18 protein-coding genes and 1 pseudogene are annotated in these 21,048 nt (G+C 72.3%); 4 read left to right on the plus strand and 15 right to left on the minus strand.

All coding sequences use genetic code 11. From position 1 onward, the window contains the following. Nucleotides 1-156: 156 nt before the first annotated feature. Both ACZ7L0_RS38435 and ACZ7L0_RS38440 read right to left on the minus strand, forming a co-directional pair. On the minus strand, nt 157-3,198 hold the full coding sequence (locus ACZ7L0_RS38435; RefSeq protein WP_471247222.1) for a putative bifunctional diguanylate cyclase/phosphodiesterase: 3,042 nt from the start codon (nt 3,196-3,198) through the stop codon (nt 157-159). A 308-nt stretch (nt 3,199-3,506) separates the two neighbouring features. Next, nucleotides 3,507-4,460 carry a 2-hydroxyacid dehydrogenase gene (locus ACZ7L0_RS38440; protein WP_471247223.1) on the minus strand — a complete coding sequence of 318 codons (954 nt, stop codon included), beginning with the start codon at nt 4,458-4,460 and terminating at the stop codon, nt 3,507-3,509. Nucleotides 4,461-4,759: 299 nt separating this feature from the next. On the opposite strand from ACZ7L0_RS38440, the gene ACZ7L0_RS38445 reads away from it, so the two are divergent. Together ACZ7L0_RS38445 and ACZ7L0_RS38450 are read left to right on the plus strand one after the other, a co-directional pair. Continuing rightward, a complete protein-coding gene (locus ACZ7L0_RS38445; protein ID WP_471247224.1) occupies nt 4,760-5,758 on the plus strand; it encodes an aldo/keto reductase in 999 nt (332 codons plus the stop codon). A gap of 148 nt (nt 5,759-5,906) precedes the next feature. Next, nucleotides 5,907-7,076: a PQQ-dependent sugar dehydrogenase gene (locus ACZ7L0_RS38450; RefSeq protein ID WP_471247225.1), complete on the plus strand. Its 1,170-nt coding sequence runs from the start codon at nt 5,907-5,909 to the stop codon at nt 7,074-7,076. A gap of 13 nt (nt 7,077-7,089) precedes the next feature. Here the strand turns inward: ACZ7L0_RS38450 and ACZ7L0_RS38455 are convergent, their stop codons facing one another. The 6 genes and pseudogenes from ACZ7L0_RS38455 to ACZ7L0_RS38480 all read right to left on the minus strand — a co-directional run bounded on the left by ACZ7L0_RS38455 (nt 7,090) and on the right by ACZ7L0_RS38480 (nt 12,387). Next, nucleotides 7,090-10,137: a helix-turn-helix transcriptional regulator gene (locus tag ACZ7L0_RS38455; protein ID WP_471247297.1), complete on the minus strand. Its 3,048-nt coding sequence runs from the start codon at nt 10,135-10,137 to the stop codon at nt 7,090-7,092. Nucleotides 10,138-10,229: 92 nt separating this feature from the next. Then, entirely contained in the window at nt 10,230-10,418 is a 189-nt protein-coding gene (locus tag ACZ7L0_RS38460; RefSeq protein ID WP_471247226.1) for a hypothetical protein, read from the minus strand. A gap of 196 nt (nt 10,419-10,614) precedes the next feature. Next, complete coding sequence (locus tag ACZ7L0_RS38465) at nt 10,615-11,184, minus strand: hypothetical protein (protein WP_471247227.1); 570 nt, start codon at nt 11,182-11,184, stop codon at nt 10,615-10,617. A 35-nt stretch (nt 11,185-11,219) separates the two neighbouring features. Then, nucleotides 11,220-11,795 (minus strand): GNAT family N-acetyltransferase, encoded by a 576-nt coding sequence (locus tag ACZ7L0_RS38470; RefSeq protein WP_471247228.1) that lies wholly within the window; start codon nt 11,793-11,795, stop codon nt 11,220-11,222. Then, nucleotides 11,773-11,973 (minus strand): annotated as a pseudogene (locus tag ACZ7L0_RS38475) (hypothetical protein); the annotation flags it as partial. The pseudogene ACZ7L0_RS38475 and the gene ACZ7L0_RS38470, both read right to left, overlap by 23 nt. Before the next feature lie 69 nt (nt 11,974-12,042). Beyond that, entirely contained in the window at nt 12,043-12,387 is a 345-nt protein-coding gene (locus ACZ7L0_RS38480) for a hypothetical protein (protein WP_471247229.1), read from the minus strand. A 118-nt stretch (nt 12,388-12,505) separates the two neighbouring features. Here ACZ7L0_RS38480 and ACZ7L0_RS38485 point away from each other — a divergent pair, with 118 nt between their 5' ends. Then, entirely contained in the window at nt 12,506-13,291 is a 786-nt protein-coding gene (locus ACZ7L0_RS38485) for an SAM-dependent methyltransferase (protein WP_471247230.1), read from the plus strand. Between the two features lie 63 nt (nt 13,292-13,354). Here ACZ7L0_RS38485 and gatB read toward each other — a convergent pair whose 3' ends face one another. The 6 genes from gatB to ACZ7L0_RS38515 form a co-directional block, all read right to left on the minus strand. Continuing rightward, a complete protein-coding gene (gene gatB, locus ACZ7L0_RS38490) occupies nt 13,355-14,869 on the minus strand; it encodes an Asp-tRNA(Asn)/Glu-tRNA(Gln) amidotransferase subunit GatB (RefSeq protein WP_471247231.1) in 1,515 nt (504 codons plus the stop codon). Nucleotides 14,870-14,884: 15 nt separating this feature from the next. Further along, nucleotides 14,885-15,124, minus strand: coding sequence for a hypothetical protein (locus tag ACZ7L0_RS38495; protein WP_003993134.1), 240 nt, complete (start codon nt 15,122-15,124; stop codon nt 14,885-14,887). After that, nucleotides 15,121-16,614, minus strand: coding sequence for an Asp-tRNA(Asn)/Glu-tRNA(Gln) amidotransferase subunit GatA (gene gatA / locus ACZ7L0_RS38500; RefSeq protein WP_471247232.1), 1,494 nt, complete (start codon nt 16,612-16,614; stop codon nt 15,121-15,123). The genes ACZ7L0_RS38495 and gatA overlap by 4 nt, the downstream gene beginning before the upstream one ends. A 2-nt stretch (nt 16,615-16,616) precedes the next feature. After that, a complete protein-coding gene (gene gatC / locus ACZ7L0_RS38505; RefSeq protein WP_030231941.1) occupies nt 16,617-16,913 on the minus strand; it encodes an Asp-tRNA(Asn)/Glu-tRNA(Gln) amidotransferase subunit GatC in 297 nt (98 codons plus the stop codon). Between the two features lie 84 nt (nt 16,914-16,997). Then, nucleotides 16,998-17,489 carry a cupin domain-containing protein gene (locus ACZ7L0_RS38510; RefSeq protein WP_471247233.1) on the minus strand — a complete coding sequence of 164 codons (492 nt, stop codon included), beginning with the start codon at nt 17,487-17,489 and terminating at the stop codon, nt 16,998-17,000. Nucleotides 17,490-17,533: 44 nt separating this feature from the next. Beyond that, nucleotides 17,534-17,905 carry a DUF4267 domain-containing protein gene (locus ACZ7L0_RS38515; RefSeq protein WP_471247234.1) on the minus strand — a complete coding sequence of 124 codons (372 nt, stop codon included), beginning with the start codon at nt 17,903-17,905 and terminating at the stop codon, nt 17,534-17,536. A gap of 87 nt (nt 17,906-17,992) precedes the next feature. Between ACZ7L0_RS38515 and ACZ7L0_RS38520 the strand changes: the two genes are divergently transcribed. Further along, nucleotides 17,993-18,577, plus strand: a complete 585-nt coding sequence (locus tag ACZ7L0_RS38520; protein WP_471247235.1) for a TetR/AcrR family transcriptional regulator — start codon at nt 17,993-17,995, stop codon at nt 18,575-18,577. A 43-nt stretch (nt 18,578-18,620) separates the two neighbouring features. Here ACZ7L0_RS38520 and ACZ7L0_RS38525 read toward each other — a convergent pair whose 3' ends face one another. Next, a complete protein-coding gene (locus ACZ7L0_RS38525) occupies nt 18,621-20,858 on the minus strand; it encodes a putative bifunctional diguanylate cyclase/phosphodiesterase (RefSeq protein WP_471247236.1) in 2,238 nt (745 codons plus the stop codon). Nucleotides 20,859-21,048: the final 190 nt, after the last annotated feature.

A 21,048-nucleotide genomic window follows, 5' to 3' on the forward strand; every position in this document is an offset into this window, starting at 1 on the left:
CCCTCGTGCCGTAGGGCAAGCGAGGGGAGCGCGCCGGTGAGGTCGCTGGGGTTTCCGGATCGTCCTCCGGTGGGTCCCAGCTCAGCCGACGCGCTGTCCAAGTACGAGAATTCGGGTGCGCATGGCACTGACCCTCCCCCCGACGCGCACCACGTGTCAAGTGGGTGGGACGGGAGTCTCATTATGTGAGCGGAGGGCGCTGCCGCTTCCGAAGACGGCGGAGACACCCCCGGTGACACCACTGGTGTACACCCCCGCGGCGCCGACCGTGAAGGCCGGCTCGGCGGGCGGGTGCGGAACCGGATAGTGGCCGGATACCAGCGCTCTGCGCAGCCGGTACTCGTCCAGCGGTCCGGAGAACGCCATGCCCATGCCGTGGGTGCAGCCCATCGCGCGCAGGGCCACGGCCTGTTCCGGGAGGTCCACGCCCTCGGCCACGGACTGGAGCCCGAGGTCGGCGGCGATACGGAGCAGCCCACTCGTGATCTTGTGCAGCCGGGCCGACTCCGCGACGCCCTCGACCAGGCCTCGGTCGAGTTTCAGCAGGTCGACGGGGAGTCTGCGCAGTGCCGTGATCGCCGCGTAGCCGCTGCCGAAACCGTCCAGCGCGATCCGGACGCCGAGCCGGCTGAGGGCGGTCAGGCGCCGCTCCAGCTCGTCCAGGCTGATCCGGGGATCGGTGTCGGACAGTTCGAGGACCAGCGAGCCGGAGGGCAGCCCGTGCCGGGTGAGCAGGGCTTCCACCGAGCCCAGCGGCAGGGAGCGGTCGAGCAGCCGCCGGGCGCTCATCCGGACGGCCACCGGTACGGTCAGCCCGGTCGCGGCCCGCTCGGCGGCCTGTTCCACGGCCTCCTCCAGGACCCAGCGGCCCAGTTCGGCCGCCTTGTCGCTGTCCTCGGCCACCCGCAGGAACTCGGCCGGGGTGAACAGCACCCCTTGGGAGGAGCGCCAGCGCGCCTGGGCGCAGACCGATGCGATCCGGCCGTTCTCCAGGGACACCACCGGCTGGTGCAGCAGCGCGAACTCGCCGTCGTGCAGCGCGGCACGCAGCCGTGTGGCCAGTTCCGCCTTGCGTACGACGTCCTGCTGCATCTGCGGCTTGTACAGCTCGACCCGGCCCTTCCCGGCCGACTTGGCCCGGTACATGGCGAGGTCGGCGTTGCGCAGCAGCTCGCCCGCACCGAGGCCGGGTTCGGCGAAGGCGACGCCGATGGAGGCGTTGACCCGGACGTCGTTGCCGTCGATCGCGTACGGCTGGGAGAGGGTGACCCTGAGGCGGTTGGCGAGCTCCAGGATGTTCCGCTCCCGGGCGCTGCGGTCCCGGGTGCCGTCCCCGACGATCAGGGCCGCGAACTCGTCGCCGCCCAGCCGGGAGGCGGTGTCCCCCTGCCGGACGGCGTCCTGGAGTCTGCGGGCGGCCTGGACGAGCAGCTCGTCACCGGCCTGGTGCCCGATGGTGTCGTTGACGGCCTTGAATCCGTCCAGGTCGATGAAGAGGACGGCCGTGCCGCGCAGCCGGTCGCCGCGGTCGGAGGCGCGGCGGCCGGACAGGGCCTGCTGCACGCGCTTGGTGAACAGGGCGCGGTTCGGCAGGTCGGTGAGCGGGTCGTGCTCGGCGTTGTGCTGCAGCTGTGCCTGCAGTCGCACCCTTTCGGTCACGTCCCGGCTGTTGAAGATGAGGCCGCCGTGATGGCGGTTGACGGTGGACTCGACGTTGAGCCAGCCGCCGTCGCCGGAGCGGAAGCGGCACTCGATGCGGGTGGTGGGTTCCTCCAGGGGGCTGGCGGCGAGGAAGCGGCGCACCTCGTGCACCACGCAGCCCAGGTCCTCCGGGTGGATGAGATTGGCCAGTTCCGTACCCACCAGTTCCTCGGCGGACCGTCCGTAGACCCCGGCGGCGGCCGGGGAGACGTACCGGAGGATGCCGTTGGGGGCGGCGATCATGATGACGTCGCTGGAGCCCTGCACCAGGGAGCGGAAGTGGTTCTCCTTCTGGGCCAGTTCCTGGGTGAGGGTGATGTTGTCGAGCAGCATGATGCCCTGGCGGACGACGAGCGCGAGCACGACGCAGCCGGCGGTGACGAGCACGACGTGGTCGGGGCTGCGGCCGTCGAGGACGTTGTACAGGATGCCCAGGGTGCAGACGGCCGCGGCGAGGTACGGCGTGAGCGCGGCCAGGGAGCCGGTGAGCGGCGGGCCCGCCGGGTACCGGCTGTGATCCCCTCCCGGCGCGGGCGCCGGTGCCGGTGCCGGTGCCAGGGGGTGGCCGCCGCCGCGCCGGCCGGGCAGGTGCTCGTGGACCACGCGGGTGTGGCCGTCCACGGCGCACCGGTCCCGTTCGGCGTTCTGCCGGCCCTGGTGCCGGGGAGCGGCCCAGGGGGCGTACGCCAGGAGCAGCGAGCCGGCGAACCAGCCCGCGTCGAGCAGCTGGCCGGAGTGGTAGCTGCTGTGCAGCAGCGGCGAGGTGAACAGGGCGTCGCACATCACGGTCAGGGCGAGCGCGCCGATCGCGGTGTTCACCGCCGTGCGGTTGCCGGGCCTGCGCCGGAAGTGCAGGGCCAGCACCATGCTGACGAGCGCGATGTCGAGCAGCGGGTACGCCAGCGACAGGGCGGCGTGTGCCACGCTCGGCCCGTCGAACCGCGCGGCCTGGGCGAGTGCGAGGCTCCAGGACAGGGTGAGCAGCGAGCCGCCGATCAGCCAGGCGTCCAGCCCCAGGCAGATCCAGCCCGCCTTGCTCACCGGGCGCTTGGCGAGCACGAGCAGTCCCACGATGGCCGGCGGCGCGAAGCACAGGAAGAACAGGTCGGCGTAGCTGGGACTGGGTACGGCCTGGTCCAGCACGATCTCGTACCATCCCCAGACCGCGTTGCCCAGGGCCGCCATCGCCGACGACAGCGCGAACAGCAGCCAGGCGGGTCGAAAGCGGACCCCCGGGCTGCGGGCGTAGAGGAAGCACGAGACGGCGGCGGTGCCCGCCGCGGCGGTCAGACCGAAGTCACCCATGATCAGCGCGACTTCGTTCGAACCCCAGCCGAGCGCGGAACCGACGGCGTATCCCGCGCACACCATGGCCAGGACCAGTTGGTGGACCAGTCGTGAGCCGTCGCCGGAGGCCGGCGGACGGGGCAGCAGCGTCCCCGGCGGACGCTGCGCGCGCAGCGTTTTGTCGAGGGTCGTCACGGGCGGGGGGCTCACCGGGCCCTCCCGGTCCGTGGGTGGTGGTGGCTGGTGTGGTGGCCGCGTCTGCGCGTGGCCTTGCGCCAGGGTCGTCGGCGGCTCCGCCGCGTCGGATCGTTCGTCCATAGGCCGTGCATCGCCCGTCGCCCCCCTCACAAAATCTGAAATGTCCATCCCCGGCGCCGAATGGTCCGCGGCGCAGCCCCTGTCGGGACGATACACCAGTCTCGTCACTCAGGGACATAGCTTCTCTACGCTCCGTGACGACCAGCGGGGATGCGGGTACGCACCGCGTCCAGGGAATCGCGGAGGGTACCCGAAGTGGGTTACGACCCCGCCGGGGAGCCCGTCGTAAGGATCACGTTGCGCAACGGCCGCCGGTTCACGAAACGGCTCAGCTGGTCCGCCAGCAGCCGCTTGGCGCGCGGCAGGAAGGCTGACGTGGGGCCGCCCACATGCGGGCTGATGAGCACGCCCGGGGCCCGCCACAGGGGGTGCGCGGGGGGCAACGGCTCGGGGTCGGTGACGTCCAGGGCGGCGGTGATGCGTCCGCCCTCCAGCTCCGTGAGCAGCGCCTTGGTGTCGACGACCGGTCCGCGGGCGACGTTGACCAGCAGCGCTCCGTCCTTCATCCGGGCCAGGAAGTCGGCGTTGACCATGGATCGGGTGGCCGCTGTCAAGGGGGTGGACAGGACGACGACGTCGGCCTCGGGGAGCAGGGCGGGAAGTTCGGTGAGCGGGTGCACCGGACCGCGCTCCGTGGTGCGCCCTGAGCGCGCGACGCGCGCCACCCGCGCGAGCTCGAAGGGAGTGAGCCGGTCCTCGATGGCGGCGCCGATGGAGCCGTACCCGACGATGAGGACGGTCTTGTCGGCGAGGGCCGGACGGACGCCGCCGAGCCACTCCCCCTTCTCCTGGGCCCGCACGAAGTCGGGGATGCCGCGCAGCGAGGCGAGGATCAGCGCGAGCGTGAGCTCGGCGGTGCTCGCCTCGTGCACCCCGCGCGCGTTGCACAGCCGCACGCCGGGGCGCAGCAGGTGCAGTCCTTGCTGTACGTGGTCGATGCCGGCGGAGAGCGTCTGCACGACCTGTACGGAGTTCATGTGTGCCAGCGGGCGTACGCACAGGTCGCTGGGCTTCATGTAGGGCACGACGTAGAAGGCGCAGTCGCCCGGGTCCGCGGGGAACTCCTCCTCCCCGTTCCAGAACCGGTAGCGGGGGCCCTCGGGAAGTCCCTCGATCTCCTCGGCCGGGATGGGGAGCCATACGTCAGCAGTCATGGTCAGGAGGCTAGGGCCTGTCCGGCGGGTCAGGCAGGAGAAAGATGGCGGTGCCTCGTAAGCGCGGGTGAGCGGGGTCTGGTGCGTGCAGCTGCAAGGCGGAGGAGGGAGTCGACGCGATGGGGGTCCCCCCGCGCGAGCGAAGCCGAGCGTGGGGGAGTCGGCGACCGACGACAACGCGGCAGATGCGCGTGCCGGACCCCGCGTCTCCTGCAGGACCCGCCGGACAGGCCCTAGGTCAGGCGTGCGCCGGCGCAGAGGTTAGGTTGGGGGCCGGTCACAGGGAGGTTCACGAGCAGGTGGAGCGCAGGACGATCGGCGCGGGGGCGCTCGCGGTGGGGGCCGTCGGACTCGGGTGCATGCCGATGAGCTGGGCGTACAGCGGGTCTCGGCAGCGGGGCGAGGAGTCGGTCAGGGCCGTGCACCGGGCGCTGGACGAGGGGTCGACGCTCCTGGACACGGCCGACATGTACGGCCCCTTCACCAACGAGCTGCTGCTGGGCCGGGTGCTGAGGGAACGGCGCGCGGATGCCTTCGTGTCGACCAAGGTCGGCCTGCTGGTGGGTGACCAGCACATCGTGGCCAACGGACGTCCGGGGTATGTGAAGCGGGCGTGCGACGCGTCGCTCAGGCGTCTGCAGACGGATGTGATCGACCTCTACCAGCTCCACCGTGCCGACCCCGAGGTGCCGGTCGAGGAGACGTGGGGTGCGATGGCAGAGCTCGTACAGGCCGGAAAGGTACGGGCGTTGGGTCTGTGCGCGGTGGGTGCGCGGGGCGGTCGCCGGTCCGGGGCGCGGCTGCACGACGGCACGCTGCGCCAGCTCCAGCGGGTGCAGCAGGTCTTTCCGGTGAGCGCGGTGCAGGCGGAGTTGTCGGTGTGGTCGCCGGACGCGCTGGACGGGCTGCTGCCCTGGTGCGAGGCGCGCGGGATCGGTTTCCTGGCCGCGATGCCCCTGGGCAACGGCTTCCTGACCGGCACGCTGACCCCGGGCGAGGGCTTCGAACCGGACGACGTCCGCGCCCGCCACCCCCGTTTCACGGCCGAGATGATGGCCGCCAACCAGCCGATAGTGGTCGGCCTGCGCCGTATCGCCCGCCGCCACGGCGAGCAGGTCACCCCGGCCCAGGTGGCCCTGGCATGGGTCCTGGCCCAGGGCCACCACGTGATCCCGGTCCCCGGCACCAAACGCGAGCACTGGGCGGCCGAGAACGCCTCCGCGACGGACCTCCGCCTGACCCCGGAGGACCTGACGGAGGTGGCGGGACTGCCGTCGGCGCAGGGGTCCTGGGACTGAGGCCACCCCGACCGGCGCGGGACCGCACCTCGACGCAAGCGTGGTGTCGCTGCCCGCGCTGTTCCCCCGCACGCCGCTGAAGTCGCGCCGTGTGTGTGGTCTGTGAGGGAGAGTGGAGGTGCGTCGCTACCGCTGCTGTGAAGGGACCATGATCGTGCAACGTCGAGTTGTGACGGCCGTGTTGGCCGCCGCCGCGCTTGTGCTGACGGCCGGCTGCTCCTCGGGCGGGGGGTCGTCGCCGGGTGGGGGTGGGAGTACCGCGGCCGGGGGTTCGTCGTCCGGTGCGTCGCCCTCGGGGCGGGTGGCGGAGCGGACACCGCCCGCGAAGGGCACGGTCAACGTGGTGCGCACGGTCGGTGAGGGACTGAAGACCCCGTGGGGCCTCGCCCCGCTGCCGGACGGCGGGCTGCTGGTCTCCTCCCGTGACGACGGGGCGATCATCCGGGTCGACGAGAAGACCGGCAGGAAGACCGAGCTGGGCAAGGTCTCCGGGGTCTCCCCGGCCGGCGAGGGCGGGCTGCTGGGCATCGCCCTCTCCCCCGACTACGCCTCGGACCACATGGTCTACGCCTATTTCACCTCGGCCTCGGACAACCGGATCGTCCGCATGCTGTACGACGAGGACAGGCCCGCCGGTGAACAGCTCGGCGCCCCCGACACGGTCTTCAAGGGCATCCCCAAGGGCTATGTCCACAACGGCGGCCGTATCGCCTTCGGCCCGGACGGCATGCTCTACGCGGGCACGGGCGAGAGCGGTCAGCGAGGCCTGGCCCAGGACAGGAAGTCGCTGGGCGGCAAGATCCTGCGGATGACCCCGGAGGGCGAGCCGGCCCCGGACAACCCGTTCCCCGGCTCGCCGGTGTACACGTACGGCCACCGCAATGTGCAAGGTCTCGCCTGGGACGACAAACAGCGGCTGTTCGCCTCGGAGTTCGGCCAGGACACCTGGGACGAGCTGAACGCGATCAAGCCCGGCGCCGACTACGGCTGGCCGGACGCCGAGGGCAGGTCGGACGACTCCGAGTACCAGAACCCCATCGCCCAGTGGCACACCGACGACGCCTCCCCGAGCGGTGTCGCCTACGTGGACGGCGTGATCTGGATGGCGGGCCTGAAGGGTCAGCGCCTGTGGCGCGTCCCCCTGAACGGCACGAAGGCGTCGGCGGCCCCGCAGGCCTTCCTCACGGGTGAGTACGGCCGTCTCCGTACGGTGGTGGCGGCGGGCGGCGACAAGGTGTGGCTGGTCACCAGCAACACCGACGGCCGGGGGACGCCGAAGAAGGGCGACGACCGGATCCTGGAGCTGGAGGTGTCGTAAGGCTCAGCCCCTCTCACCCCGCCGTCCGGACCCTGTGCTGGTCGGCCGGAAACATCCCCAGCCTGTGTGCCAGCGCCGCCGCCTCTCCCCGCCCCGAGACGCCGAGCTTGCCCAGGATGTTCGACACGTGGACGCTCGCCGTCTTCGGGGAGATGAACAGTTCCTCGGCGATCTGGCGGTTGGTGCGGCCGGCCGACACCAGGCGCAGCACGTCCCGCTCCCGGCTGGTGAGGCCGAGCGCCTCGACGGGGTCGGCGGTGGTGAGCGCCCCGCGCGGGGCGGGGGCCGGGGTGAGGCGGGCGCGCTGGGCGAGCAGGGCGACGGCCTCGGCGAGCGGACGGGCGCCCAGGTGGCCGGCGACGGCGCCGGCCAGCCGCAGCAGCTCCGTGGCGCGCTCGCGCTGGTCGCCGCCGCCGCCGTCGGACAGCAGGGCTTCGGCGAGCCGGTGCCGGACGCGGGCGAGGTCGTAGGGGCGCTCCAGGCACTCGAAGGCGGTGACCACCTCCGACCAGGTGTCCGAGGTGTCCTCGCCGGTGGCGCGCCGCAGTTCGGCGCGGGCCCACTTGTCGTAGGCGCGCCAGACGGGCGCGCCGGTGGTGAGTTTCCTGACGGCCTCGAAGAGGCGGCCGAGTATCTCGGCGCGGGCCGGTGCGGCGGCGGGCAGGGTGCGGGCGTCGGCCTCGGCGGTGGCGGCGGCCAGCAGCAGCTGCCAGGCGTAGCGGTGCGTGCCGGGCGGGAATCCGGCGTCCAGGGCGTTGAGCAGTTCGGCGCGGGCGTCGAGCAGTCGGCCCTCCGCGGCGGCGACGCCGATGACGATGCGGGACAGGGGCAGCCACTGCTGGGGCACGGTGTCGTGGGTGCCGTAGTGGGCGCGGGCGGTGGCCAGGTGGTGGCGGGCCTCGGTGATGTCGCCCCGGCCGAGCGCGAGGTCGGCGAGGCGGAGGGCGCCCGCGCCCTGGGGCTTGGCGCTGTGTCCCACGGTGAGCGCGTGTGTGGCGGCTTCGGCGGCCTCGTCCCAGTGGCCGAGCACGTACAGCGCGTGGGAGAGGTTGCCCCACACCCATGCCTCGGTGTCCAGCAGGCCGTACTTGCGAGTGAAGGCGACTCCTTCGCGGAGGATCGGCACGGCTTCCCGGACGCGGCCGACGGACTGCAGTTCGCTGGGCAGGTTCACCTGGGCGCGGCCCGCGACGTGTGCGACACCCTCCTGGAGGGCCTGCTCCAGGACCTGGCGCATCTCGGCGAGCCCGGCTTCGGTGTCGCCGGAGTCGACCATGAGGCCGCCGAGGGTGAGGCGGGCGTGGAGCTCGATCTCGCGGGCGTCCACCATGCGCGCGTACCGCACGGCCCGTTCGGCGGCGGCGAGGGCGTCGGGCCCGGGTTCGTGCAGCATGGACCAGTTGGCGACGTGGGCGAGGACCTCGGCGTGCACCTCCGACGGCGGCAGTCCGCGGACCAGTTCCTGCGCGGTGGCCAGCTCCTTCCAGCCGTCGCCCCGGGACTGGGCCTGCACCAGTCGGGAGCGCTGCACCCAGAACCAGGCGGCGCGCAGCGGGTCGTCCTCGTCCTCCAGCAGCCGCAGCGCCCGCTTGGCTATCTTCAGGCCGCGTTCGCGTTCTCCGCAGAAGCGGCCGGCGACGGTGGCCTCGGCCAGCAGGTCGAGGTAGCGCAGCGGGGTGGTGGCCGGGTCGCAGGCGCAGTGCGGGTAGACCTCGGTGTAGTCGGCGGGGCGCAGGGTGGAGCGTACGTCCTCGGGGGTGGCGTCCCACAGTTCCATCGCCCGTTCCAGCAAGCGCAGTTGTTCGCTGTAGGCGTGCCGGCGTCGGGCGACTACGGAGGCGTCCAGGACGGCGGGCAGGGCCTTGGCGGCGTCGTGCGCGTGGTACCAGTAGCTGGCCAGGCGCATCACGCGTGCGTCGGCGGGGACGAGCGTGGGGTCGGCCTCCAGGGCCTCGGCGTAGCGGCGGTTGAGGCGGGAGCGCTCGCCGGGCAGCAGGTCGTCGGAGACGGCCTCGCGGACCAGGGAGTGGCGGAAGCGGTAGCCGTCGCCGGCGGGTGCGGCGCTGAGGATGTTGGCGCCCACGGCGGCACGCAGCGCCTCGATGAGGTCGTCCTCGGCGAGCTGGGCGACGGCGGCGAGCAGCCGGTACTCGACGGTGGAGCCGCCCTCGGCGACGATCCGGGCGACCCGCTGAGCGCTCTCGGGCAGCGCCTCGACGCGGACCAGGAGCAGGTCGCGCAGGGAGTCGGTGAGGCCGGCGCAGCAGCCCTCGCAGGCGGCGACGGCGAGCTCCTCCACGAAGAAGGCGTTGCCGTCGGAGCGTTCGAATATTTCGTCGACCTGGGCGGGGTCGGGTTCGGTGGCGAGGATGCCGGCGATCTGGCGGCCGACCTCCTCGCGGGTGAAGCGGGCGAGTTCGAGGCGGCGGACGGTGCGCAGCCGGTCGAGTTCGGCGAGCAGGGGCCGGAGGGGGTGGCGGCGGTGGATGTCGTCGGAGCGGTAGGTGGCGAGGACGACGAGGCGGGCCGTGCGCAGGGTGCGGAAGAGGTAGGCGAGGAGGTGGCGGGTGGAGGCGTCGGCCCAGTGCAGGTCCTCCAGGGCGAGGACGACGGTGCGTTCGGCGGCGACGCGTTCGAGGAGGCGGGCGGTGAGTTCGAAGAGGCGGGCCATGCCCTGTTCGTCGTGGCGGCTGGAGGTGGCCTCGCCCAGTTCGGGCAGCAGCCGGGCCAGTTCCTCCTCCTGGCCGGATGCCGCGGCGGCCAGTTCGCCGGGGAGGGCCTGGCGCAGGGCGCGCAGGGCGGTGGAGAAGGGGGCGAAGGGCAGTCCGTCGGCGCCGATCTCCACGCATCCGCCCAGCGCGACGACGGCGCCCTGGCGGCAGGCGGCGGTGGCGAACTCCTCGACGAGCCGGGTCTTGCCGACGCCTGCCTCGCCGCCGACCACCAGGGCCTGCGGCTCGCCCGTGGCGGCACGGGCGAGCGCGTCGTTCAAGGTGCCCAGTTCGTCGGTGCGGCCGATGAACACGGGACTGACGGATCTGGTCTCCACGGGCCCGAGCATCGCATGCGGGCCGGACGGCGTGGGATCGGTTTTCCACAGGGCGTGGGTATTCGTCGTACCGGCGGACGCGTGCGTCGTACCGGTGGACGCGGTCACGCGGCGCGGGTGAGCCGGTCCCGGCGTGGGTCGTGGGTATGGGCCTCGGTCTCGGCGGCGCGGCGGGCGGCTTCCTCACGGCGTGCGGCGCGGCGGCCGCGTACGGCCGCGCGGGCCAGGCGCTCGTCCTCGGCCCGGCGGCGCAGCTCGGCGGAACGGGCCCGGTGCAGTTCGAACTCGAACATGGTGTGTCCCCTGATGAGAGATGGGTTTCGGCATCGCTTTCCGCGATGGCTCCACCTTCGCCGCCCAGGGGGGTGCGCCACATCGGGAGAGTTCCGCATCTTCCGCGGCGGGAGGGGCCTTAGACGCGCGGAAGGGGCCTCAGGACTTCCGTAAGGTGCTCGCGGATGTCCTAAGGCCCCTCAGACGCGGGGGGATTCAGCTGGTGGAGGGCAGTCCGAGCAGGGCGTCGGAGTACTTCAGGACGGCCAGCAGCAGGCCGATGACGCCGAGGGAGACGCCGGCCCAGGCGACCGACTTGATCCACGCGGCCTGCTGTTTGCCGGGGGTGCCGAAGGCGGGCCGGGCCAGCACGACGACGCCGGTGAGCAGCGCGGCCAGGGCGAACAGGCCGGCCCACACGGCGGTGGTCTGCCAGGCGTCGCCGTAGACCTCCTTGACCTGCTTGGCGACGCTCGCGCCGGAGGAGGTCTGCAGCTGGCCGACGAGGGTCTCGCGCGCGGCGGCCACGGTGCCGATCCAGCCGCCGGTGAGCGAGACCAGGCCCAGGGCGGCGGAGACGACGGCACCGGCGCCCTGTCCGACTCCGGCCGCCGTCTCGGTCTCGCCGGCCGGTTCCTCGCCGTGGGCCTCGGCATGCCCGGTGTCCGTCTCCTCGTCGGCCCGGTCCTCGGCCTTGGTGACGTCCACCGCCGCCTCGTCGTTCTTCACCTCGTCGTTCTTCTCCTCGGCGCGGGTCTCGGTTCCGTCCACTGTCTTCGTTGCCATGCCCCGCACCGTACGGACGCTGTCTGAGAGGTCTCTTAATGATCGTTCCGGCCGGCACGCGCGCGTGCCGCACGCCACTCGGGGGCGAGCACGGCCCAGATCTCGGTGTCCGTGCGCACACCCCGGTAGGGGTAGTTCTCGCGGAGCACGCCCTCGCGGGTCATCCCGAGCCGTCGTGCCACGTTGATGCTGGGTTCGTTGGCGGACGACACGTGCCATTCCACTCGGTGCATCCCGCGCTCGTCGAACGCCCAGTCCAGCAGCACCCGTGTGCCGCGGGTGACGAGCCCGCGTCCGGCGGCGGAGGGTTCCAGCCAGCAGCCGGCCTCGCAGACTCCGCTGGGGGTGTCCCAGACGCGGAACAGCAGCCCGCCGACCAGTTTCCCGTCCAGCCACACGCCGTGCAGGCTGCCGGTGTCCGCGGCGCGCTTCTCGGCGTACGAGCGGAGGTATGCGCGGGCCGACTCCAGGTCCGTGACCACGTCCGGCAGGCCTACGTGGCGGCCGATGAACTCCCGCCCCCGGTCGATGTTCGCTATGAGCTCCTCGGCGTGCCAGGGCTCCAGGGGCCGCAGTTCGGCGCCGTCGTCACCCAGGGATGTCGCGTACATCGTGCTCCCGCTCCTTGTGAAGGTCCGCCACGATCTCCGTGAGCCTCTCATGGGCGGCGCGGGACTCGGGCGGTTCGATGCTGATGCGCGGCAGGCGGCTCTCCAGCCAGCACGGCAGCCACCAGTTGGCGCCGCCGAGCAGGTGCATCAGGGCGGGGACGAGGAGGGTGCGCAGGACGCCTCGCTCACCCGAGTGGGAGGGACATCACAGGACAGTCACGGGAACTCTGTCGCCCTCCCGGGCACTTCAGTCGAACTGGTCTCCGAGCGCCATCACCATCGTTCCCGCGATCAGCAGCCAGAGCGCCCGCCTGGTACGGCCCCTGGCGCCCAGCACCGCGGCGAGCGCGCACACGGCGGCACCGAAGGCGTACGCGGCCGGGACCAGGACCGGGACGGAACCGGTGAGGCGCATCAGTGCCGCGGCGACACCCGCAAGCGCCAGTACGGCCCCGGTGCCGGTCGCCGTCCAGCGGGCCCGGCGCGCATCCTCGGCGGGGTCCTCCACGTCGGGGTCCTCCACGTCGGGCTCCGCTACGTCGTCCACCTCGGCTATCTCGGCTCGGGTGTCGGAATCCGTGCTTCCACTCATGGCGGCCGAGCGTAGTACCCGCGGCGGGGAAACCCGGGTGCGGGGAGCCGGATCGACTGCTATCGAAGTCTTGCGCATACCTTCCCGGTACGCAGGACCCGAGGAGCCCGTTCACCCCATGTCGTCGAATGCCCCGCTCACCGACCGCGTGACCCACCCGCGTTACCCGCGCAGCAGCCGCTACGACGCCCGCTGGACCGTCGAGAACCAGATGGGCCCGCACGCCCTGTGGCTGCTGGAGTGGCTGGCCCCGGCCCTCGGCCTCGACGCCCTGCGCCCCGGCGCGCGCGTGCTCGACCTGGGCTGCGGCCGCGCCATGACCTCCGTCTTCCTCGCCAAGGAGTACGACGTCCAGGTCGTCGCGGCCGACCTGTGGGTGAAGCCCGACGACAACGCCGCTCGCATCGCCGAGGCGGGCGTCGCCGACCGGGTGCTGCCGGTGTTCGCCGAGGCGCACGACCTGCCGTTCGGTGAGGGCACCTTCGACGCGATCGTCTCCGTCGACGCCTACCAGTACTTCGGCACCGACGACCTGTATCTGCCCACGCTGACGCGGCTGCTGCGCCCCGGCGGACGGATCGGGGCCGTCGTACCGGCGCTGCGCAAGGAGCCGGAGGGCACGGAGCCGCCCGAGCATCTCAAGCCGTGGTGGGATCCCGGCTACTGGTGCTTCCACTCCGCCGACTGGTGGCGGCGCCAGTGGACGCGCAGTGGGGCCGTCGAGGTCGAGGCGGCCGACTGGCACCCGGACGGCTGGCGGGACTGGCTGCTCTGGTGCGAGGTGGTCGCCGAGGAGAGCTCGGACGAGTTCCATGTGCGGATGGCCGGCCAGGTCGCGCAGATGCTGCGCGCGGACGAGGGGCGCGCGCTGGGCTTCGTACGCCTCGTGGGCCGTCGTACCTGATCACACACCTGGGGGGACGCATCGCGACCGATGCGTCCCCCCAGGGTTTTGCCGCGACGAGCCTCAGCCCTCGCTGACGCCCAGCTGCTGCAGGATCAGTTCCTTCACGCGGGCCGCGTCCGCCTGGCCGCGCGTGGCCTTCATGACCGCGCCGACCAGGGCACCGGCCGCGGCCACCTTGCCACCGCGGATCTTGTCCGCGATGCCCGGGTTGCCGGCGATGGCCTCCTCGACGGCGGCGGTCAGCGCGCCCTCGTCGGAGACGACCTTCAGACCGCGCTTGTCGACGACCTCGTCCGGCGTGCCCTCGCCCGCGAGGACGCCCTCGATGACCTGACGGGCGAGCTTGTCGTTCAGGTCACCGGAGGCCACCAGCTCGGCCACCCGGGCGACCTGCTCCGGCGTGATCGCCAGCTCGTCCAGCGACCTGCCGGACTCGTTGGCGCTGCGCGCCAGTTCGCCCATCCACCACTTGCGGGCGGAGGCCGCGTCGGCACCGGCCTCGATCGTGGCGACGATCGGGTCCAGGGCGCCGGCGTTGAGGATCGACTGCATGTCGGTGGCGCTGATGCCCCACTCCGCGAGCAGTCGGTTGCGGCGGGCCAGCGGAAGCTCCGGCAGACCGCCCCGGATCTCCTCGACCCACTCGCGCGAGGGGGCCACCGGGACCAGGTCCGGCTCGGGGAAGTACCGGTAGTCCTCGGCCTCCTCCTTCACGCGGCCCGAGGTCGTCGACCCGGTGTCCTCGTGGAAGTGCCGGGTCTCCTGCACGATCGTGCCGCCGCCGTTCAGCACCGCCGCGTGGCGCTGGATCTCGAAGCGGGCCGCGCGCTCCACGGAGCGCAGCGAGTTGACGTTCTTCGTCTCGGAGCGCGTGCCGAACTTCTCGGCGCCCTTGGGCATCAGCGACAGGTTCACGTCGCAGCGCATCTGGCCCATCTCCATACGGGCCTCGGAGACACCGAGCGCCCGGATGACCTCGCGCAGCTCGCGGACGTACGCCTTCGCCACCTCGGGGGCGCGGTCACCCGCACCCACGATCGGCTTGGTGACGATCTCGATGAGCGGGATGCCGGCGCGGTTGTAGTCCAGCAGGGAGTGGGACGCGCCGTGGATACGGCCGGTGGCGCCACCCACGTGGGTGGACTTGCCGGTGTCCTCCTCCATGTGGGCGCGCTCGATCTCCACACGGAAGGTCTCGCCGTCCTCCAGCTGCACGTCGAGGTAGCCGTTGAAGGCGATCGGCTCGTCGTACTGGGAGGTCTGGAAGTTCTTCGGCATGTCCGGATAGAAGTAGTTCTTCCGGGCGAAGCGGCACCACTCGGCGATCTCGCAGTTCAGCGCGAGACCGATCTTGATCGCGGACTCGACGCCGGTCGCGTTGACGACCGGGAGCGAGCCGGGCAGGCCGAGGCAGGTCGGGCAGGTCTGCGAGTTGGGCTCGGCGCCCAGCTCGGTCGAACACCCGCAGAACATCTTGGTCTTGGTGCCGAGTTCGACATGGACCTCGAGGCCCATGACGGGGTCGTACGACGCCAGCGCGTCCTCGTACGACACCAGGTCGGTCGTGGTGGTCACGGTGTTACTTCCCTCTCAGCCCAGCAGGACGTCGTCGTCGCCCAGCCGCTTCAGCTCGCGGTACAGGATGGCGAGGCCGGTGACGATGGCGACGGCGGACACGGTGGCGTCGATCAGGACCAGGGTGTCCTTCTCGGCGCGGGCCTTCTTGAGCCGCTTGGCGACACCGATCGCGCCGAACGCGGTCCCGGCCATGGACAGGTACGTACCGGACTTGGACTTCTTGAAGCCCTTGGCCTTGGTCAGTGCACTCACAGCGACGGAGCCTCCTCCAGGAGCGGGTGCCCCCACTTTTCCACGAAGGCGGCCTCCACAGCAGCGCCGACCTTGTAAAGACGGTCGTCCTTCAGCGCCGGAGCGATGATCTGCAGGCCCACCGGGAGGTTGTCCTCCGGGGCGAGACCGCAGGGCAGCGACATGGCCGCGTTGCCCGCCAGGTTGGTCGGAATGGTGCACAGGTCGGCCAGGTACATCGCCATCGGGTCGTCGGCGCGCTCGCCGATCGGGAAGGCGGTGGTGGGCGTGGTCGGCGAGACGATCACGTCGACCTGCTCGAAGGCCTTCTCGAAGTCGCGCGTGATGAGCGTGCGGACCTTCTGGGCGGAGCCGTAGTACGCGTCGTAGTAACCGCTCGACAGGGCGTACGTGCCGAGCATGATGCGGCGCTTGACCTCGGGGCCGAAGCCCGCCTCACGGGTGAGGGAGGTGACCTCCTCGGCCGAGTGGCCGCCGTCGTCACCGGTACGCAGGCCGTAGCGCAGGCCGTCGAAGCGGGCGAGGTTGGAGGAGCACTCGGACGGGGCGATGAGGTAGTACGCCGACAGGGCGAGGTCGAAGGACGGGCAGTCCAGCTCCACGATCTCGGCGCCGAGCTCCTTCAGCAGTTCCACGGACTCGTCGAAGCGCTGGATGACGCCGGCCTGGTAGCCCTCGCCGCGGAACTGCTTGACGACGCCGACGCGCATCCCGGCCACGCTGCCGTTGCGGGCGGCCTCGACGACCGGCGGGACCGGGGCGTCGATGGAGGTGGAGTCGAGCGGGTCGTGCCCGGCGATGACCTCGTGCAGCAGGGCCGCGTCCAGGACCGTACGGGCGCAGGGGCCGCCCTGGTCGAGGGAGGAGGAGAAGGCCACCATGCCGAAGCGGGAGACCGCGCCGTAGGTCGGCTTGACGCCGACCGTGCCGGTGACGGCGGCCGGCTGGCGGATGGAGCCGCCGGTGTCGGTGCCGATGGCCAGCGGCGCCTCGTAGGAGGCGAGGGCTGCGGAGGAGCCGCCGCCGGAGCCGCCGGGGATCCTGGTGAGGTCCCACGGGTTGCCGGTCGGCCCGTACGCGCTGTTCTCGGTGGAGGACCCCATGGCGAACTCGTCCATGTTGGTCTTGCCGAGGATGACGACGTCGGCGGCCTTCAGCCGCTTGGTCAGCGTCGCGTCGTACGGCGGGATCCAGCCCTCGAGGATCTTCGAACCGACGGTCGTCGGAACGCCCTCGGTGGTGAAGATGTCCTTCAGGGCCAGCGGGACGCCGGCCAGCGGGCCGAGCTTCTCGCCGCGCTCGCGCTTCTCGTCGACGGCACGGGCCTGGGCGAGCGCGCCCTCGCGGTCGACGTGCAGGAAGGCGTGCACCTTCTCGTCGACGGCCTCGATGCGCGCGAGGTGGGCCTCGGTGACCTCGACGGCCGTGAGCTCGCCGGAGGCGATCTTCGCGGCGATCTCGGCGGCGGTGAGCTTGATGATGTCCGTCATGGTCAGTCCTCCCCCAGGATCTGCGGCACCTTGAAACGCTGCTGCTCCTGGGCCGGGGCGCCGGAGAGCGCCTGCTCGGGGGTGAGCGAGGGACGGACCTCGTCCGGGCGCATGACGTTCGTCAGCGGGAGCGGGTGCGAGGTCGGCGGTACGTCTTGGTCGGCGACCTCGCTGACGCGGGCGACCGCGCCGATGATGTCGTCCAGCTGTCCCGCGAAGTGTTCGAGCTCTTCGGGCTTCAGCTCCAGACGCGCCAGCCGGGCGAGGTGGGCGACCTCCTCGCGCGTGATGCCAGGCATGCAGCGTTCCTCTGGGGTGAGTGTGTGTGGTTTGGGGCCAATCCTATGGGGCGGGGTGCTGTGCACGTGAAACGGTTTGCCCTGTCACCGGCGGGAGTCCCAGGCGGGGCTGCGCAGGAAGTGGTTGTCGTACAGCTCCTGCACCTCCAGAAGGCTCTCCGGCGTGGCCTCGCCGAGGGCGATGCGCCGCAGGTGGCGGAAGTACTCGAAGCGTTCGACGCCCGGGGTGAGGACGATGAGCAGGTCGGCGTCGGCGCCCGGCACGGCGGCGAAGGCGTGCGGCCTGCCGGGCGGGACGATGACGAGGTCGCCGGGGCCGGCGGTGACGACCTCCTCGCCGGAGAGGATCTCCGCGGCGCCGTCGATCAGGAAGAACATCTCGGCGGAGTTGTCGTGCCAGTGCGGCTTGGCGCCGTCGGCGCCTCCCGTGAGGGTGACCCGCTGGGTGGACAGCGCGCCTCCGGTGGCGCTGCTGTCGGCCAGCAGGCGGATGGTGGTGGGTGCGCGGCCGACGACCTCGGCCTCGGCCTCGCGGACGATCACGGACTCGTCGAACTTCGGAACGAACAGCGACATGGTCATACCCCCGGTGATGGTGCCGACGTGGTCGGACGAAAGGGTCAGACGAGGAAGAGCAGGGCGGCGCTGATCAGTACGACGACCGCGGTGGCGAAGTGGATCCCGAACGCCACCGCCTTCGTGCCGCCGTGTCGCAGGACTATCAGCATGTCGCCGAGCGGCACGAGTGCCACGCAGACCATGAACCAGGCCTCGGCACGCGCTCCGGCGAAGGCCAGCACCGCGAGGCCCACCACGCCGAACGCGCCGTCTCTGAGGCCCTTGATCGTGAGGTAGGCACCGGCGTCTCCCGCCGGATCGGCCGGGACGCCGTAGCCGGCGGCGGCGGAGGCGGGCTGGAACAGGAACCGGTAGCCGAGGAACAGGCAGAACAGGTCGAGCACGACGGCCAGAGTGTACGCGGTGACGGTCATGCCTCTTCTCCTTTCTAGCAACGCTAGGGACAAGAGCGAAGCTAGCAGAGCATCGACAGATTGGCTAGCGTTGATAGAATCCAGAGCATGCCGATCCAGACGCGCCGAGAGCGCGAGCGGGCGGAGCGCGAGCGGTTGATCGTCACCGCCGCGCGGGAACTGGCCGAGGCCGAGGGCTGGGACGCGGTGACGACACGGCGGCTGGCGGCCGAGATCGAGTACAGCCAGCCCGTCCTCTACAGCCACTTCAAGGACAAGGGCGCGATCATGGCCGCGGTCGCGGTCGAGGGCTGCGCGGAGCCGGCCGTCGAACTACGGGCGGCGCGTACGGCGGCGCGGGTCGCCCGAGCGGCCCTGGCGGCGGTCGGCGAGGCGTACACCGTCTTCGGCCGCCGGCGCCCCGCCCTCTACGACGCCGTCTTCACCCACCCCGTGGACCTGCCGTTCGCCACGCCCAAGGCGCCGGCGGCACTGCGGGAGGCGTTCGGCGAGCCGGCGCAGGCCGTGGAACCGATCGCCGCGGACGGCGACGACCCGGGGCTCCTGACGGAGACGTACTGGGCAGGCCTGCGCGGTCTGGTCACCCTGATGCGCAGCGGTCGCCTGCCGGAGCGCGCCCACGAGGCCCGACTGGCGCTGCTGATCGGTCACTTCACGGCGGGAACGGGCTGAGGGGACCCGGGCGGAGGGACTCGGCCGGGGCCGAGCGGGAGAGTCACTCGGCGGCGGGGAGCGCCGCCCGCGGCCGCTGCCAGCCCCGTGACCCGCGGGCCAGCAGCCAGGCCGTCGTCTCCTCGGGAGGCATCGCCGCGGCCACCAGCCACCCCTGCACGGCGTCGCAGCCCAGGTCCCGCAGGCGTTCCCAGGTCTCGTCGTCCTCGACGCCCTCGGCGACGACGAGCAGGCCCAGGGAATGGGCGAGGTCGACCGTGCAGCGGACGATCTCCGCGTCCTCCGTGTCCACGGCCAGCCGCGCCACGAACGAGCGGTCGATCTTCAGCTCGCTGACCGGCAGCCGGCGCAGATGGACCAGCGAGGAGTACCCGGTGCCGAAGTCGTCCAGCGACATCTTCACGCCGTGCATGGTCAGCGCGGCGAGGGTGTCGGCGGCCCGCTGCGGGTCCTCCAGCAGCACGTGCTCCGTTATCTCCAGCTGGAGCGCTCCCGCCGGGACACCGTGCCGGGCCAGCCGCGCGGCGACGGAGCCCGCGAAACCGGGCGTGTGCACATCGCGCGGGGAGACGTTGACGGCCACCGGCACGTACAGGCCCTGGGCGCGCCACCGGGCGACCTGCGCGAGGGCGGTCTCCAGCACGTACTCCGTCAGATGGGGCATCAGCCCCGAGGACTCGGCGATCGCTATGAACTCGTCCGGCGGCACCTTCCCGCGCTCGGGATGCACCCAGCGGACCAGGGCCTCCAGTCCGGCGACCTGCCCGTCGAAGCGGACCTTGGGCTGGTAGTGCAGCTGGACCTCGTGCGCGTCCAGCGCCCGGCGCAGGTCGCCCAGCAGGCCCAGCCGGTCGGGTGTGTTGGAGTCCCGCTTGGACTCGTAGACCTCGACGCCCGTGCGGTCCCGCTTCGCCTGGTACATCGCCACGTCCGCGCGGCGCAGCAGCCCTTCGGCGTCCAGGGCGTGGTCGGGGAAGACGGCGACGCCCGCGCTGGCCTCCAGCACGAGGGTGAGCCCGTCGAGGTCGAGCGGGGAGCTGAGGGCGGTGACGAGGCCGCGGGCCACCCGGGTCGCCGACGTGGTGGAGTCGGCGACGGGCAGTAACACGGCGAACTCGTCCCCGCCGAGCCGGGCGGCCTCCGCGCCGCGCGGCAGCGCGAGGCGCAGCCGGTCGGCTATCTGCAGCAGCAGCCGGTCGCCGGCGAGATGACCGAGGGTGTCGTTCACCGACCGGAAGCGGTCCAGGTCGATGAGCATCAGGGCGGCCCGGGCGCCGATGCGCTCGGCGTCGTCCAGGGCCGTCCAGATGCGCTCCAGGAGCCACTGCCGGTTGGGCAGCCCGGTCAGCGGATCGCGCAGCTGCTCCTCCGCGCGGGCCCGGGCTATCCACAACGTGGAGTCGAGCGCGATGAGGGGGATGGCGAACAGCGGGAGCAGCAGCGGCTGGGCGACGGCGACCACGCAGACCAGCGGCGCGATGCCGAGCAGCGCCACGGCGACCAGGCCCTGCCGGACCAGGGCGGTGCGGGCGACGGTGGGCAGGCCGCCGCGCGGGGCGTGCAGGTACCACAGCAGGATGCGGCTGACCGCGAGGTAGGCGGTGGCGACGAGGACGACCTCGGGGGCGGTGGTGATCGTCCAGTGGTCGGGGTTCCAGGGCCGCTCCACCGTCGGTACGCGGCCGGAGACGCCCAGCACCAGGGCGCCGGCGCCGATGCCGAGGATGTCCACCGCGCCGCGCAGCACGCCCTGGCGCCAGCGGTGGCGCCGGGCCACGCCGACCAGGACGACGACGGTGAGGCTGACCAGGCCGGCGGGCACCCAGCCGTACAGCAGCAGGACGGCGATGGTGAGGGCGGCGCCGGAGCCGGTGCCGCCCCACCAGCGGGAGCGGCCGAGCAGGACGAGGTGGCCGACGATGACGCCGGTCAGCACGGCCAGGGCCCAGCCGACCGCACCGGAGGGGAAGAGGGCGCGGTGGCCGGTGAAGGCGCCGTAGAAGCCGGCGCCCAGGGCGAGGCCGGCGGCGGCGACCACGGCCGCGGGCAGCGAGGGCCGGGACAGGTTCCGTTCGGGTTCGGCACCGGGCAGTGCCGAGGCCGGCTCGATGGCCGGCGGTACGGGTGCGGGGCGCGCGTCCGCCGGGGTGGGGCCCGCGGTGGCGCGCCCCGGCGTGCCGCGCTCCTCGGTCCGCCCCGTCCACCGGATCCCCCGCCATGCGCCCGTCCTGCGGCGCAGGCGCAGCCGGGAGTCCGGGGCGGCGCTCTCGGTCGGTTCCATTCCCGTCCCTCTCACAGCCGGCGGTGCCCACGCCACGCGGCCCGACGCCCGACAACCCTCAGCGGCTCCGCGTTGGAAAGCCCTTCCTCCCGCTCCAGGAGAGCAGGGGGATGCCCCGACCGCAGCTGGGCACGGCAGGCGCACAGCTCAACAGTAGGCCGCTGAAGGCTTCCTCGGGCAGCGGTCGTCG

The sequence above is a fragment of the Streptomyces sp. NPDC039424 genome, assembly GCF_055639495.1.